At 65.9% G+C, this 14797-nt stretch carries 10 protein-coding genes; 6 read left to right on the forward strand and 4 right to left on the reverse strand.

Annotation, left to right across the window (positions count from 1 at the left end):
* The first annotated feature begins 8 nt into the window (after positions 1–8).
* The 5 genes from nrfD (at position 9) to GS424_RS02315 (ending at position 6132) form a co-directional block, all read left to right on the forward strand.
* Positions 9–881: an NrfD/PsrC family molybdoenzyme membrane anchor subunit gene (gene nrfD / locus GS424_RS02295; RefSeq protein WP_160941935.1), complete on the forward strand. Its 873-nt coding sequence runs from the start codon at positions 9–11 to the stop codon at positions 879–881.
* A gap of 87 nt (positions 882–968) precedes the next feature.
* Positions 969–1415 carry a GntR family transcriptional regulator gene (locus tag GS424_RS02300; protein WP_114534098.1) on the forward strand — a complete coding sequence of 149 codons (447 nt, stop codon included), beginning with the start codon at positions 969–971 and terminating at the stop codon, positions 1413–1415.
* On the forward strand, positions 1384–2346 hold the full coding sequence (locus GS424_RS02305) for a slipin family protein (RefSeq protein WP_160941934.1): 963 nt from the start codon (positions 1384–1386) through the stop codon (positions 2344–2346). The genes GS424_RS02300 and GS424_RS02305 overlap by 32 nt, the downstream gene beginning before the upstream one ends.
* A 323-nt stretch (positions 2347–2669) precedes the next feature.
* Positions 2670–4553 carry an FAD-binding protein gene (locus GS424_RS02310; RefSeq protein WP_160941933.1) on the forward strand — a complete coding sequence of 628 codons (1884 nt, stop codon included), beginning with the start codon at positions 2670–2672 and terminating at the stop codon, positions 4551–4553.
* 148 nt (positions 4554–4701) lie between these two features.
* On the forward strand, positions 4702–6132 hold the full coding sequence (locus GS424_RS02315; RefSeq protein WP_160941932.1) for a response regulator transcription factor: 1431 nt from the start codon (positions 4702–4704) through the stop codon (positions 6130–6132).
* A 10-nt stretch (positions 6133–6142) separates the two neighbouring features.
* Here the strand turns inward: GS424_RS02315 and GS424_RS02320 are convergent, their stop codons facing one another.
* The 3 genes from GS424_RS02320 to GS424_RS02330 all read right to left on the reverse strand — a co-directional run bounded on the left by GS424_RS02320 (position 6143) and on the right by GS424_RS02330 (position 9126).
* Positions 6143–6733 (reverse strand): beta-class carbonic anhydrase, encoded by a 591-nt coding sequence (locus tag GS424_RS02320; RefSeq protein WP_160941931.1) that lies wholly within the window; start codon positions 6731–6733, stop codon positions 6143–6145.
* Between the two features lie 216 nt (positions 6734–6949).
* Positions 6950–7552, reverse strand: coding sequence for a nigerythrin (gene ngr, locus GS424_RS02325; protein ID WP_160941930.1), 603 nt, complete (start codon positions 7550–7552; stop codon positions 6950–6952).
* 152 nt (positions 7553–7704) lie between these two features.
* Positions 7705–9126, reverse strand: coding sequence for a response regulator transcription factor (locus GS424_RS02330; protein WP_160941929.1), 1422 nt, complete (start codon positions 9124–9126; stop codon positions 7705–7707).
* 232 nt (positions 9127–9358) lie between these two features.
* On the opposite strand from GS424_RS02330, the gene GS424_RS02335 reads away from it, so the two are divergent.
* Positions 9359–11056, forward strand: coding sequence for an FAD-dependent oxidoreductase (locus GS424_RS02335; RefSeq protein WP_160941928.1), 1698 nt, complete (start codon positions 9359–9361; stop codon positions 11054–11056).
* A 112-nt stretch (positions 11057–11168) separates the two neighbouring features.
* Here GS424_RS02335 and GS424_RS02340 read toward each other — a convergent pair whose 3' ends face one another.
* Entirely contained in the window at positions 11169–14435 is a 3267-nt protein-coding gene (locus GS424_RS02340) for an ABC transporter ATP-binding protein/permease (protein ID WP_160941927.1), read from the reverse strand.
* Between the last annotated feature and the right edge of the window lie 362 nt (positions 14436–14797).

Consider the following 14797-nt stretch of genomic DNA (forward strand, 5'->3'; position numbering starts at 1 on the left):
AGTTGCAGGTGTTCGGGACCTTGGTGGTGCTTTACCTGTTCCTTGGGGGATGCGGGGCGGGCATCATGTTCGTGACGGCAATCTGGTCGTTCGCATTTCATCGAAGCGTGCGGCGTTCGCAGGCTCAAACGAAGGCGTTCGACGATCTCAAAGCCCGGTGCTTCGGCGCCGGCTTCGTCGTTCTATGTCTTGCGGCGCTGTGCCTGTTGCTCGATCTTGGACGTCCCGAGCGGGTGTTCATGCTGTTCACTCGACCGACGCTTTCCATCCTCTCGTTCGGTTCGTTCACGTTGCTGGCGAACCTTCTTGTGGCGGGGTTTTTGTTGGCCGCGAACGTGCTGTACGTGCCGTTCGTCCATGCGCCCGCGCGCAAAGTGGGCGAAGCGGTGTGCGCGGTGGCGTCGTTGCTCATGATGGGGTACACGGGCGTATACGTGGGAAGCATCGAGGCCGTTGCGCTGTGGTTCAACGTGGCGGTACCGGTTCTGTTCGTGCTGTCGTCGTTGTCGGCGGGCTTGTCGTCGGTGTTCGTGCTCAGCGCTTTCGGGCGGGACGTGCGGCTGCTCGACGATCGGCTGCTTCTGCTTCATCAGTGTCACCTCGTTGTGCTGGCGCTCGAAGCGGTGGCCCTCGTCGCGTTCGTGGGGTTGGCGTATCTCGACCCGTTCGCCCATGAGTCGCTGGCGATGCTGTTCGATCCGGAGGGGTTGGGCCCGTGGTTCGTCGTGGGGCTGGTCGGCCTGGGCCTGCTCGTTCCGTTGGCGAGCGAGGGGTTTATGATGGCTGCTCGGCGTCTTCTGCGGCTGTTGCCGGTGGACGTGCTGTGCATTGCGGGCGGGCTGCTGCTGCGGTTCTGCGTTGTTTGGTCGGGGATGCATTGAAGATGCGCGGTTGCCGCCGCTGAGCAAGCTGGTTATCTTGTACAATGCGGGACGGATGGTCCCCTGTAGACGGAGTAGGGAAGTGGCATGGCATTATTCGAGATAGACGAGTCGTCGGGGCTGCCCGTGTGGGTGCAGCTGCGCAACCGGTTCGTCTACTTGATCAAGACCGGCCACTACCAGCCCGGGGACCAGCTGCCCAGCGTCCGTACGCTCGCCGCCGAAGCCGCCATCAACTACAACACCGTGAGCAAGGTGTACATCAACCTCGAGCACGACGGGTACGTGGAGTCGGTTCGAGGGCGCGGCGTGTTCGTCCGCGATATCGGGAAGCTGGCTGCCGACGACGTGCAGTCCATCGCCGATACGGAAATCGAGGAGAGCATCAGGCGGTGCCTCGCTTTGGGCATGACGCTTGATGAAATCATGTTGAGGATGATCGACGTCGCCCATCGCGTCCAGCAGGACGTGGAAGGCGGCGCGAGCATGAGACGGGGCTTGTATGAAAAATCGCAAAGGAAAGAATCAAACTGACGCGCCGGCCGCCAAGCCGTTCTCCATCGAGAAGTACAACTCGCGCACCGATCGACGCACGTCGCAGAACGGCTCGCTCATGTTCTCGGCGTTCGTGTTCGTGGTGGCGCTCGTGCTGGCCATCGCCGCAGGCTACCTGATCGCCGGCGCGTTCACCGTATGGGTGGTGCTCGTCGGCTTCGCGTTGGCGTGCCTGGCCGAGATGTCCATCCACATCGCCATGCAGTGGGAGCGCGTGGTCGTGCTGCGCTTCGGCAAGTTCAGCCGCTCGAAGGGCCCCGGCCTGTACTTCACCATCCCCTTCATCGAGCAGACCGCCCTCAAGGCCGACCAGCGCATCATGGTCACCGGGTTCGGCGCTGAGGAGACGCTGACCAGCGACCTCGTGCCCATCAACGTGGATGCCGTGCTGTTCTGGATGGTGTGGGACGCCGAGAAGGCCTGCCTCGAGGTGGAGAACTACTACAACTCCGTGTCGCTCGTGGCGCAGACCGCGCTGCGCGACGCCATCGGCCGCGCGAGCGTGTCGGAGGTGGCCATCCGCCGCAACCAGCTGGACCAGGAGCTGCAGGAGGTCATCGAGGAGCGCACGTCGCTGTGGGGCATCACCGTGCTGTCGGTGGAGATCCGCGACATCGTGATTCCCCAGGAGCTGCAGGAAGTCATGTCCACCGAGGCCCAGGCCGAGCGCGAGAAGAACGCGCGCATGGTGCTGGCCGAGGTGGAGAAGGACATCTCGGCCATGCTCGTGGACGCGGCGCACGTGTACGAGGAGAACGAGGTGGCCCTGCGCCTGCGCACGATGCACCTCTTGTACGAGAGCGTGAAGGGCTCGGGCGGCACCGTGGTCATCCCGAGCGCCTACAGCGAGGGCTTCAGCGACGCCGCCCTCAACAACATGACCGATTCCCTGAGAACCCCGAAGGGGTAGCAGAGGCAGGGACGCTGCTACCCTCAATCGTTTCCCCAGCTTGATACCCCTCTCCCACCTGGGGTGACGCGTCGCGTACTCCAGGCTGGGTGAGAGCTGCGCCGACGATTTCGCGCGGTTTCCCCACTCCTGGAGGATGGCCTGGCCGGTCATGCTCGATAGGCTCCTTCCTGTCGCCGGTCTTGCCGGAGCGAAGGGTCCTTACCTCCCCCTCCCTCCCTTGAGGACCTTTCGCTTCGGCAAGAAGCGCCCCGGCGCAGGCGACGCGAACGGAAGGGCCGCGCGACGGGCGTTGCGCGGCGAACCAAGGAAGGGGAACTGCCATGAAGGCTCCAACATTCGAAATGAACCGCCGCTCGTTCCTGGGCCTCGGCGCGACGGCCGCCGTGGCCGCCGGCTTCGGGCTGGCCGGCTGCTCGCCGCAGGCGTCGTCGTCGGCCGGGGAAGGCTCCACGGCCTCCGCGGCCCAGACGGTGGAGCTGCCCGTCGGCGCTCCGAAGGGCACGCCGAAGACGGCGACCTGGTGCGCCGTGCCGGAGGCCATCGCCGACGTTGCGGAAGAGAAGTCGTTCGACGTCGTGGTGGTGGGCGCCGGCCTGGCCGGCTTGGCCGCGGCGGCGACGGCGGCCGAGAACGGTGCGACGGTGGCCGTGATCGAGACGCTGAGCACCTATCAGACGCGCGGCCAGGACATCGGCACCGTGAACTCCTCGTTCCAGAAGGCGAACGGCCTGGAGGCCAGCGAGTCGGACATCAACGACATGTGCCTGGCGCTGCAGCGCTACGCCGGCAACCGCACCGATCAGCGGCTGTACCGCGTGTGGGGCCAGCGCTCCGGCTCCGACTTCGACTGGTGGTACAACACCATGCTCGAGCCGAAGGGCTACGGCATCGAGATTCCCCGCTGGCCGATGGAGGTGGAGTACGACCCCGTCGACGGCGAGTGGTTCCCGCAGTTCTGCAACCAGCAGGAGTTCACCGTGCCCGAGGGCGAAGAGGCGGGCATGAACGGCGGCTTCCCCGGCGCCGTCGGCGAGCTTGAGGCGTACGCGAAGGAGCACGGCGCGGAGTTCTTCTACGAGCATCGCGGCCGCCAGCTGGTGCGCGGCGGGCAGCCGAACGGGACCGAGGGACGCGTCGAGGGCGTGATCGCCGAGGCGTCCGACGGCAGCTACGTCAAGTTCACCGCCACGAAGGGCGTGATCCTGGCCACGGGCGACTATGGGCACAACGAGGACATGATGCAGGCGTGGTGCCCGTCGCAGGCGCAGCTGGCCATCGACACGAACGTGTATCCCAGCACGGGCAACGTGGGCGACGGCCATCTCATGGGCATGTGGATCGGCGGCATGATGCAGGGCATTCCGCATGCGTACATGGCGCACGGCACGCCCGGCTCGCTGGGGTCGGACCCGTTCTTGCTGGTGGACATCAACGGACGCCGCTTCACGAACGAGGACATCCCGGGCCAATCGTTCTCCGACCTGGCCGAAGAGCAGCCCCAGACGGTGTTCTGGCAAATCGCGGATGCGAAGTACCCCGAGCAGCTGAAATGGTCGTCGCCGACGCACGGCGCGCAGATGAGCTTCTCGGGCGACATCGACGCCTGGAACGCGGCCATCGAGACGGGCGACAAGGCAACCATCGAGGCCATGCTGACCGAGCAGGGCGTGAACATGCAGTACGCGTGGACCGTCGAGGAACTGGCCGAGGGCATCCACGTGGATGCGGCAACCCTGCAGGAGACGCTCGATCGCTACAACGGCTTCGCGCATGACGGCTACGATGCCGACTTCGGCAAGCAGGCCAAGCGCCTGTGGCCGGTGGAGACGCCGCCGTACTTCTACAGCTCGAGCGGGCAGTGGGCGTTCATGCTGACCATGGGCGGCCTGAAGGGCACCGAGAAGGCCGAGGCCATCGACGCGTGGGGCAATCCCATCCCCGGCCTGTGGATGGCGGGCAACGTGCAGGGCATGCGCTTCGCGATCGACTATCCCACCATCGTGTGCGGCCTGTCGCATTCGCTGTGCCTGACGTTCGGGCGCGTGGCCGGCGAGCAGGCGGCCGCGGCCGATTCCAGCGTGACGGAGCACGAGTCGGTGTACGCCGCCTGGAAGGAAGCGAATCCCGAAGGCGACGCGGCGGGCGGCGCGGCACCGGCGGGTGGCGGCGCTCCTGCGGGCGGCGACGCCCCGGCGCAGGGGTAGCATGACGCTGAAAGCACGACTGCGTTCACGCGGGGCCGCCGAGGGGCGGCCCCGTTCGTGCGCCCTCTTCTGCTATACTCACGGGCAGGTGATGAGGGATGAACTGACCTCGTCGAACGTACGGGCAGCTCGCTGGCGGGGGAGCGTTGTGGACGCGTTGTCGATGATCAAAGAGCGGTGGTTCTTGCGGGCGGCCTTCGGCCTGGCCGCGTGCCTCGTGCTGTTCGGTGAGGGCGCCAGCATCAGCGACCGCGTGTCCGTCGACACGTTCGCCATCATGACGGGCGCCGACCCGCTGACCGGCGGCATCACCATCATGGCGGCGTTCCTGCTGGCTGCCGTGTTCGCCGCGCTCGTGCAACGCTGCATCGAGACGACCGCTTTCCTGGCCGTCGACGCCCTCGTGAACGTGGTCGGCTGCGTGCTGCTGTTCTCGGAGGTGCTGAACCTGGGCTTGGGCGCGTTCGCAGCGCGCATCGGCGGCCTCGTGGTGGGCTTCGGGGCGGCGCTCTTACTGGTGCGGTGGGCCGACCTGCTGATCCCCCGCGGCGCGAAGGCCTCGTCGCTGTGCCTGGCGGCGGCGATGCTGTTCGTGGTGGCGTTCGACCTGCTGTCGAAGGTGCTGGTGGACGTGGGGCTGGTGGGGGCCGTGCTGCTGCTGTGCGCGGCATCGCCGGCGCTGCTGGTGCTCGCCGCGCGCGAGGCGCAGGTCGAGCGCGCGGAGCGGACGATCGAGGAGTATCGCGGCGTGGTACCCGTGTGGCTGTCGTTCGCGACGATCGCGCTGTACGCCGTGGTCATGGGCGGCATCCAGGTGGGCGGGTCGGGCTCGGTGGAGCAGGCGGCCGGCGTGGTGGTGAACGCCGCGTCATCGAGCCTCGCGGTGGATGCGGGCATGGCCGTCGCGTCGCTCGTCATCGTGCTGGGCGCGCGTTTTCTGCGCGGCAACAACATGGGGTTCTACCGATCCACCATCCTGGCGCTGCTGTCGGTGTCGCTGTACCTGTCGGCGGTGCTCTCGTCTGCGTGGTCATCGATGAACATCGGCCTCATGACGGTGTCGCGCGTGCTCATCTTCGCGTACGTGTGGACGATGTTCTCGACGCCGGCGAAGACTATGTCGCCCGTGCGCCTGTTCTCGGTCGGGTGGCTGCTGTTCCTCGTGCCGAACAACCTCTCGACCCGCCTCGGGCAGGCGGTGGTGGGGACGGACATGCCCCTGCTGGCGTACGACCTCATGCTGGCCGTCATCCTGCTGGCGCTGTTTGTGTTCGAGTTCACGCCCATCCTTACAGGACGCTCGGTGGAGGACGCGTGCGCGGGCGATTCCTCCGACGCGGGCGAGGACGCGTTCGCCGCGCGCATCGCGCAGCTGGTGGAGCGGGGCGGCCTCACGCCGCGCGAGCAGGATGTGCTGGTGGCGCTTGCGCGCGGGCGGTCGGCGCAGCGCATCGCCGACACGTTCGTCGTCAGCAAGGAGACGGCCCGCACCCACATCCGCCACGTGTACCAGAAGCTCGACGTGCATTCGCGCGAAGAGCTCATGGACCTGGTGGAAGAGGGGATGCCCGCCGCCTAGCGCCTCGCGCCTAGCAATCCACCTGGGTGAGGGCGCCGGTGTCGGAGTCCATGATGAAGCCGGCCACGCGCACGTGCGGCGGCATGACGGGGTGGTTCGTCACCATGTCGACGCTCCTGCGCACGGCCTCCTCGGTGTCGCCGAAGCCGGCCAGCCATTTGTCGAAGTCGATGCCGCAGTGCCGCGCGAACTCGATGCGCTCGGCCGACACGCCGAGGCGCTCCATGTTCGCCACCATCTCCTTGCCGCTCATGTGCTGCGCGCCGCAGTTCGTGTGCGCCACGATCATGACGTCTTCCACGCCCAGCTCGCACACGGCGATCAGCAGCGAGCGCATGACGCTGCCGAAGGGGTGTGCCACTTCGGCGCCGGCCACCTTGATGATTTTCGCGTCGCCGTTCTTCAGCCCGAGCGCCGCCAGCAGCAGCGCGGTGAGGCGCGTGTCCATGCACGACACGATGGCCAGCTTCTTGTCGGGGTACTTGTCGGTGGCGTAGCGCTCGAACTCGCGGCGCTCGACGAACCCGCGATTGTGCGCGAGGATGCCGTCGATCGTGGGGGAGATGGGCGCCTGCCGGTCCTGATTCCGTTCCTGTTCCATGTGAGCCTTCTTTCGCGTGAGCCCCCATGATAGCGCAACCCGCCCCCGGGTATCGCACGAACGAAGGGGGGCGATCGGGGAATCGTCGGGGGTCATGTGTCGAACGGGCAACCAGTACACATGTTTCACGTGAAACATTCGGAGGGCGTGCGGCCCCGAACGCAGAAACGACCGCCCGAGGGGCGGCCGTTTCCTGATCGAAAAGAGAGGTCTGGCTTAGAACGCGCGGAAGGAGGCCTTCGGGCAGAAGCAGATGGGGCACTTCTCGAAGTTCTCGCCCTTGTGGATGTAGCCGCAGATGGGGCACAGGTAGAACGCGTCGTCGTCCGGAGCGTCGATGTCGTTGTACGCCGCCAGGTAGCGCTCGGCGTGCACGGACTCGGCCAGCTTGGCGCGGGTGAACACCTGCACGGCCTTGGTGTTGCCCTCTTCCTGGGCGACCTTGATGAACGCCGGGTACATGTCGGAGGTCTCGAAGATCTCGCCCTGCGCGCCCATGATGAGGTTCAGGTCGGTCTGCACGCCCTCGGCCTCAGGGGCGGCCGGCTTCTCGAAGCCCGGCTCCATCTCGGCGACGAGCGCGTACTCGAGGCCGATGTGGATCTGCTCGGCGGCCGAAGTGGCCTCGAACAGGCGGGCGATCTGGTCGTAGCCCTGCTCCTTGGCGGCCTTGGCGAACGCGGCGTACTTGGCAGAGGCGCCGGTCTCGCCACCGATGGCGGCCTTCAGGTTGTCGAGCGTGGTGCCGACTTCGCAGGTGCCGAAGCCGTCCATGTTCGTGGTGTTCTCAGCGGTGGGGATCTCGGAACGTACCTTCATGGGACAATCTCCTTCTCGTCTTACGTTTTCGTCTGTGCCCTCTTAATGAGAATCAATCTCAATAAGAATAATACCCCCAACGCGAACGCCGCGCAAGGGGGTAATCGAACCAGTTTCCCGATTCGCACAACGTCCACAATGTGGGCGCTCGATCACCTGGCCGCTTCGATGACGTCGAGGAGTTCTTGGCGGTTCGTGGCGCCGGTCTTCGCGTAGATGTGCTTGATGTGGGTTTGGACGGTGCTCTTGGCGATGAACAGCTCGTCGCAGATGAAGGGGACGTTGCGTCCCTTCGACAGGAGGCGCACCACGTCTTGCTCGCGCTTCGAGATGCCGTAGCGCTGCGCGAACGCTGCGAGCGCGGCCTCGTCCTCGTGGGCGAGCGCGGCGGGCGTCGGCGGTTCGAGCTTGAACACGTTCGCGGCGTCTCCCGGCTCGTTCGCGAACAGGTCGCCCTTCGCGACCGCCCACAGGACGAGCGCGAGCAGGAACAGGCCCAGCACCGCCGTGGTTTGCAGCGGGCTCTCCGTCACGGCGAAGATGCCGCCGGAAAGCAGGTGCCCTGCGGCAAGGCCCGCGAACAGCGGTGCGCACGCCCAAGCCGCCGCTTGCGCGGCGTTCCACGAGAACTTCTGGATGTGGTTGCCGATGATGATCCAGTAGTAGACGAAGAACACGCTGAACCCGGCCGCGACGAGAGCGGCTCCCCACAGGGCAAACGGCTCGGGCGCCCAGGCGATCAGCACCAGGCCGAGCGCCATGAGCGGCGGCACGGGCTTGTACGCCGAGTTGGAGTCTTCCACGAACCCCTTGCGTCCCTTGTGCAGCGACAGCAGCACGATGCCTGCGATCGAGAGCGCGGCGGCGCGGGCGGGCAAGCCGAGCGCGCCGCCGTCCGGCATCTCGATGCCGGCCGCTAACGACGCGAGCACGCTGTAGGTGAGCGCGGTGACCAGGAACGACGGCGCGAAGCGAACCGGATTGGCCTGCGGGCCGGCCGCGTCGGGCCGTTCGGCGTCCTCGCAGCCGGGAAGCTCGGACGGCTCGGGCAGGCAGGCGGTGGCGGCGAGGGGCAGGGCGGCCATGACCGCGAACGCGACCGGCGCGGCGAGCAGCGCGAGCACGAGCAGGCCGCCGAGGGCGCAGATGACCGACGCGGCGCTCATGGCGATCCGCCGGCGAAGCGGCAGCGCGCCGAAGCGTCGGACGAGCGCCGTCAGGCAGAAGGGGAGCGCCGCCCAGGCGACGCACGACGCCGCCGTTTCCGCCAGCGCACCGCCGGCGAGGAACAGGGCGAGCGCGCACAGGGTCATCGCGGCGCTCGCCGCCCACAGCCATGCGCGGCGGGGGAAGCTCGCGTCCCGGCGGCTGGCTGCGAAGCAGAGGGCGAGGCCGACGAGCGCGGCAAGCGGCAGCGCCGAGCGCGCGGCATCTTCGAGCCCGCCCGACGGCGACGGGACGCAAGCGAGCGCCCCCAGCCCGAGCGCATACGAGCCGAACGATGCCGACGCGCCCAGAAGACGCGCGTCGATGCACTCGCTCATGTCCTTCAAGAACGTGCTGACGCTTGCCATGTGCCGTTGCCCCCTCCCCTCCGCAACTCATGTCTTTGTACCATATCGAACCCCCGGTGAGAGGGGGTGCGAGGGCAAATTCCCCTCTTTTTTAGGATAGCGAACGGGCCCTGCGCAGGGCGAAATCCCCCAGCAGCCGCGATGTGCCCGTGCGCGCACGGCCTCATGCTGGTTCCGTTGGTTGGCGAAGGCCCCGCAAGAGGGCGTGCGTCGTGGAAGAAGGAGGATGGGTATGAAGTCGAAGGGAACATTGAGCCGTCGGAGCTTTCTCGGTTTGGGCGCGCTGGCAACCGCGGGCGTGGCGACGGCGGGGCTTGCAGGGTGCTCGCCGCAGCAGAAGACGGCCGACGCCGATGCGGCCGAGTCGAACGCCGGAGCCGATTGGCTGGGCGCGCCCGAAGAGGTTGCCGCGTCGGATGTCGTCGAAACCGTGGAGACGGACGTCGTGGTGATCGGCGGGGGCAACGCCGGGTTGTTCGCCGCCGCCGCGGCCGCCGAAGAGGGCGCGCGGGTGGTGCTGCTGGAGAAAACGCCGCAGGTGGGCGCCAACTGCCGCGAGTGGATCGGCGCGCTGGGCTCGTCGATGCAACAGGAGAAGGGCGTCGAAATCGACAAGCACGAGGTGATCGAGCAGCTGTGCTTCTACGCGTCCCATCGCTGCGACCAGCGGCTCATCCGCCTGTGGGCCGATCATTCCGGCGAGACGGTCGACTGGCTCGACGCGGTGGTGCGCGAGCAGGACCCGAACGCGTACGTGTTCCTGGAAACGGACGTCGGCGCCGAAGACCACGGCGCGTACCAGACGTTCGCGATGCAGCACAACGTGCAGAACGACGACGAGAAGCTGAAGAGCCTCGACTTCGTGGCGAAGAAGGTCGAAGAGCTGGGCGTGGACGTGCGCGTTTCGACGGCGATGAAGCAGCTGGAGCGCGAGGACGGCGGAACGGGGCGCGTGAGCGGCGTGCTCGCGGAGTCGAAGGAAGGCTATGTGCGCGTCAACGCGTCGAAGGGCGTGATCATCGCGACGGGCGGATATTGCAGCAACGTCGACATGATGACGGCCAAGAACAAGATGGCGGTGGATCACTGCACCGCGCTCGAGGCACCGGGCGAGTCGAACAACGGAGACGGCATCCGCGCGGCTCTCTGGGCGGGTGCGGCCATGGACGAGCAGCCGACGGTGATGGTGTTCGACCGCGGCGGTGTTCCGGCGGGCGCGAAGGGCGGTTGCGCCTACACGCAGCCGGGCATCATGACGCACATCGGCAGCCAGCCCTTCCTCAAGGTGAACAAGGACGGCGAGCGTTTCTGCAACGAGAGCGTTCCGTACGATTTCATGTACGCCGCGGGCTCGCTGGAGCGCGATGGCGTGTACTGCGAGATTTGGGACGCGAACTGGGTGCAGCAGGTGGAGCAGTTCCACACGCTGGCGTGCTCGCGCATCGTTCCCAGCCCGACGGGCGGCCACGTGCAGATTTTCAACGTGGAGTCCGAAACGGCCATGATGGAGGAGACGCTGATCCCGGCGGGCGTGGTGGTGGAGTCCGACACGCTGGAAGGCCTGGCCGAGAAGCTGCAGATTCCCGCCAAGGCGTTCGTCGAAAGCGTCGAGCGCTACAACGAGCTGTGCGAGAAAGGCGTCGACGAGGACTTCGGCAAAGAGGGCTATCGCATGCTGCCGCTCGACACGCCTCCGTTCCGCGCGGCCACCATCGGCGGCCAGCTGCTGTGCACGCTCGACGGCCTGCGCGTGAACACCGACTTGCAGGTGCTCGACGGGAACCACGACCCCATTCCCGGCCTGTACGCGGCGGGGAACGACTCGGGCGGGTTCTTCGCGAACAACTATCCCGAGCTGCTGCCCGGCATCGCGTGCGGGCGCACGATCACCTTCGGCCGCCTCGCCGGCAAGACGGTGGCCGGCCTCTAGACGACCGACGACGATTCTTCCCCTCCCTTGAAGAAGGGCCCGCGGCTCAGGTGCGAGCTGCGGGCCCTTCGGTGTGCCGGGGCGGCGCGGGTGCGGTCGACGCGGCGATGGCCTACTCGCTGCGGAGGGCCTCCACGGGGTCTTTGCGGCTGGCGGCGCTCGAGGGGATGAGGCCGGCCAGGAACGTGAGGAACACGCTGATGGCGATCAGGATGACGGCCGCCTGCCACGGCAGCGAGGCCACGTTCGCCACGTCGAACAGCGAGTAGACGATGGCGTTGGCGGGTATGCAGGCCAGCGCGGTCAGGCCGATGCCGATGACGCCGGCCGTGAAGCCCACGATGATCGTCTCGGCGTTGAACACGCGGCTGATGTCGCCCTTGCTGGCGCCGATGGAGCGCAGGATGCCGATCTCCTTCTTGCGCTCGAGCACGCTGATGTACGTGATGACGCCGATCATGATGGACGACACCACGAGCGAGATGGCCACGAACGCCACCAGCACGTAGCTGATCATGTTCACGATGTCGGTGACCGAGGACATGAGCGTGCCCACGAAGTCGGTGTACGTGATGACCTTGTCTTCCTGGCCGTCGGCGGTCATGCGGTCGTTGTAGCCGTCGAGGATCTCGATGACCTTTTCCTTGCTCTCGAAGTCGATGGGGTAGATGTCGATGCCGCCCGGCTTGGCGGGGTCGGCGTAGCCCAGCTTCTTGAGGTTGTTGTCGTACGAGGTGTCCTCGGTGTTCATGAGCGACATCATCAGCTCGCCGAGCTCTTCCTCGCTCATGTTCATCTGGAAGGCGTTCTGGAACGCGGACTCGTCGATGCTCATGGCGTTGGACATGTTCGCCGCGATCTGGCTCATGGACTGCTGCATGGCGGCGGACACCTGCGTTTCGATGGCGGCCTGCATCTGCTGCATGTACGCGCCCAGCACGTTTTGCATGTACGAGCTCATGGCCGTCGAGATGGACGCCTGCAGCTGGCCTTGCAGCGCCTGCGCCATGGCGGGGACGGCCTGCTGCATCTTCGCGCCGATCTGCTGCTGCAGCTGGGCTTGCAGGGCCTCGGTGGCCTGATCCATGTTGATGGAGCCCATGATGGCGTCGGCGATCTTCTGCTGGACCTCTTCGCTTTCGAGGTAGGCTTGAGCGGCCTTCTGCATGTTGTTGGGATCGGAGGGATCCAAGCCTTCCCACTGGGCGTACCAGGGATAGAAGCCCTCCATGATCTCTTTCATGGCCGCCTGCATCTTCGCCGAATCCATGTCCGGCTGCACGTCGCCCAGGTCGAGCTTGATGTCGCTGAAATCGAGGTACTGCCCCATGTCGATGCTCGTGGGGTCGATGGCGATGGCCGAGCCGTCGAACGCCGGCAGCGAGCCCATGTCGAGCGACAGCCCCGACAGGTCGAGCGACATGCCGGACAACCCGCTGGTCAGCGCGCTCTCGTCGAACTTGAACGCAGCCTGGATGGCGTCGCCGTCGATGGTGAACAGCGATTCCATGCTGAAGCCGTCTTCGTCGCCGTCTTCGTCGTCGAAGGACTTGCCCGTGAACACGTTGGTGTCGGGATGGGCGATCTGGTCCTTCACGATGGCGCTGTTGGCGGCTTCCTCGATCACGTAGTCGGTCAGCGTCGCCGGGTAGTTGATGCCCGAGCTCAGCATGGTGGCGGTGGCGTCGTCGCGCGGCTGCACCACGCCCACCACCTCGATGTCCTCGCCGTTCTCCACCAGCTCGCGCATGTACGCTTCGTCGTCGGTCTTGTCCTTCCACACGTTGAACTCGTCGTCGTGCACGTAGTAGTCGGCGGCGTTGACCAGCTTGAACGAGACGCCCAGGATATCCTCGTAGGAGGGGTCCTCCATGTCGGTGGGCGCGGTCACTTCTTCTTCGGCGGCGAACTTCTTCACCATGTCGTCGAGCTCGGCCGAGTCGCGCAGGCCCAGCGTGTACAGCATGAAGTCGCTGATGCCGCCGTTGCCCGTCAGCACGAGCACCACCTCGTTGTGGTTCTCGGGCCACCTGCCGGCCTTCACGTCGTACTGGTACTCGTACAGGTTGGGGTCGCTCGGCATCTCGTAGAACGTGTCGGTGCTCATGGACATGGACATGAGGCTGTTCGAGCTGGTGGAGGAGCCCAGGCCCAGCGCGGAGAACGATTTGTCGGGGTTGACCTGGCGCAGCTTCTCGGTGTCGGCGCTGAATATCTGCGGCGCCACGCTGTAGGTGTACTCGATGGCGCTCGTGTACTGGTCGATGTCGCTCTCGCCGCTGTCGAGGTATTCCTTGAGCGACGCCAGGTCGTTCGAGCCGATGCTCGACACCATGTTCGACACCATCTCCACGACGTGCACGGAGTCTTCGCCCTTGTCCTCGGCGGCGCCCGAGGCTTCCGCGCCTTCGTCCGCCGCGCCGAACATCATGGACGTCATGTCGAAGCCGGTGCTCTGGATTTGCAGCGGGTACTCCGACAGCGTCTCCTCCTCGACGGACTTGATGTAGTTGTTCACGCCGTTGGCCAGCGCCAGGATGGCCGCGATGCCGATGATGCCGATGGAGCCCGCGAACGCCGTCATGAGCGTGCGGCCCTTCTTCGTCATGAGGTTCTTGAACGACAGCGACAGCGCCGTGAGGAACGACATCTTCGTGCGGCGCGCGGGCTTCTCGCTCTCGCGCATGTCCTCGACGGTGGGGTCGAAGGGGTCGGTGTCGGAGCGGATGACGCCGTCGGTGAGCGTGACGATGCGCGTGGCGTAGTCTTCGGCCAGCTCGGGGTTGTGCGTGACCATGATGACCAGGCGGTCGTTCGCGATCTCGGTGAGCAGGTCCATGATCTGGACGCTCGTCTTGGAGTCGAGGGCGCCGGTGGGCTCGTCGGCCAGCAGGATCTCGGGGTCGTTGATGAGGGCGCGCGCGATGGCCACGCGCTGCATCTGGCCGCCGGACAGCTGGCTGGGCTTCTTGTTGATGTGGTCGCCCAGGCCCACCTGCTCCAGCGCGGCCACGGCGCGGTCGTGCCGCTCGGCGCGCGACACGCCCGACAGCGTCAGCGCCAGCTCCACGTTGGACAGCACCGTCTGGTGAGGGATGAGGTTGTAGCTTTGGAACACGAAGCCGATGCGGTTGTTGCGGTAGGCGTCCCAATCCTTATCTTTATATTGTTCGGTGGAGATGCCGTCGATGATGAGGTTGCCCGAGTCGTAGTGGTCGAGGCCGCCCACGATGTTGAGCAGCGTCGTCTTGCCCGAGCCCGAGGGGCCCAGGATGGCCACGAACTCGTTGTCGCGGAACGAAACCGACACGTTGTCGAGCGCGGTTTGCGTGAAGTCGGCCGTCGTGTACGACTTGCATATATTGAGCAGTTGCAGCATGAGGTGCCTTTCGGTGCATCCCCTACGGATGCGCAAGCGTTACGTATTGGTTGATAGTTCGTCAATCATGGTAGATTCTCCCGCTTTACCCCCGTGAGAATCCCCAATCTTCACCGAGTTTACCGAACGGTTACCTTTGAGCCGGCAGTGTTCCATATAACAGCCCAAAGGGGGAAGGAGTTCGGGCTTTGCAGCGTGTTTTGCCCGGATGCACGAAAATGCAGTCGTTTTGCACAAAAAGCAGCGACGTGCGATACGGCCGAACGCCGCCTTTGTCGGCTGCGATGGCATCGCCGGTGTAATCCCAGGTCGCAAATCGTGCCAGCGTGGCGCTGCGTGCACGGTTCTTTCTGCGAGACGGT

Origin of the sequence: Eggerthella guodeyinii, from assembly GCF_009834925.2 — a bacterium.
In the GTDB taxonomy this organism is placed as follows: Bacteria; Actinomycetota; Coriobacteriia; order Coriobacteriales; family Eggerthellaceae; genus Eggerthella; species Eggerthella guodeyinii.

What these genes read in the sequence shown, in the direction of transcription:
- GS424_RS02300 (WP_114534098.1), top strand. Translation starts at nt 969, where the DNA reads ATGGCATTATTCGAGATAGACGAGTCGTCGGGGCTGCCCGTGTGGGTG.
- GS424_RS02305 (WP_160941934.1), top strand. Translation starts at nt 1,384, where the DNA reads ATGAAAAATCGCAAAGGAAAGAATCAAACTGACGCGCCGGCCGCCAAG.
- GS424_RS02310 (WP_160941933.1), top strand. Translation starts at nt 2,670, where the DNA reads ATGAAGGCTCCAACATTCGAAATGAACCGCCGCTCGTTCCTGGGCCTC.
- GS424_RS02320 (WP_160941931.1), bottom strand. Translation starts at nt 6,733, where the DNA reads ATGGAACAGGAACGGAATCAGGACCGGCAGGCGCCCATCTCCCCCACG.
- ngr (WP_160941930.1), bottom strand. Translation starts at nt 7,552, where the DNA reads ATGAAGGTACGTTCCGAGATCCCCACCGCTGAGAACACCACGAACATG.
- GS424_RS02330 (WP_160941929.1), bottom strand. Translation starts at nt 9,126, where the DNA reads ATGGCAAGCGTCAGCACGTTCTTGAAGGACATGAGCGAGTGCATCGAC.
- GS424_RS02335 (WP_160941928.1), top strand. Translation starts at nt 9,359, where the DNA reads ATGAAGTCGAAGGGAACATTGAGCCGTCGGAGCTTTCTCGGTTTGGGC.
- GS424_RS02340 (WP_160941927.1), bottom strand. Translation starts at nt 14,435, where the DNA reads ATGCTGCAACTGCTCAATATATGCAAGTCGTACACGACGGCCGACTTC.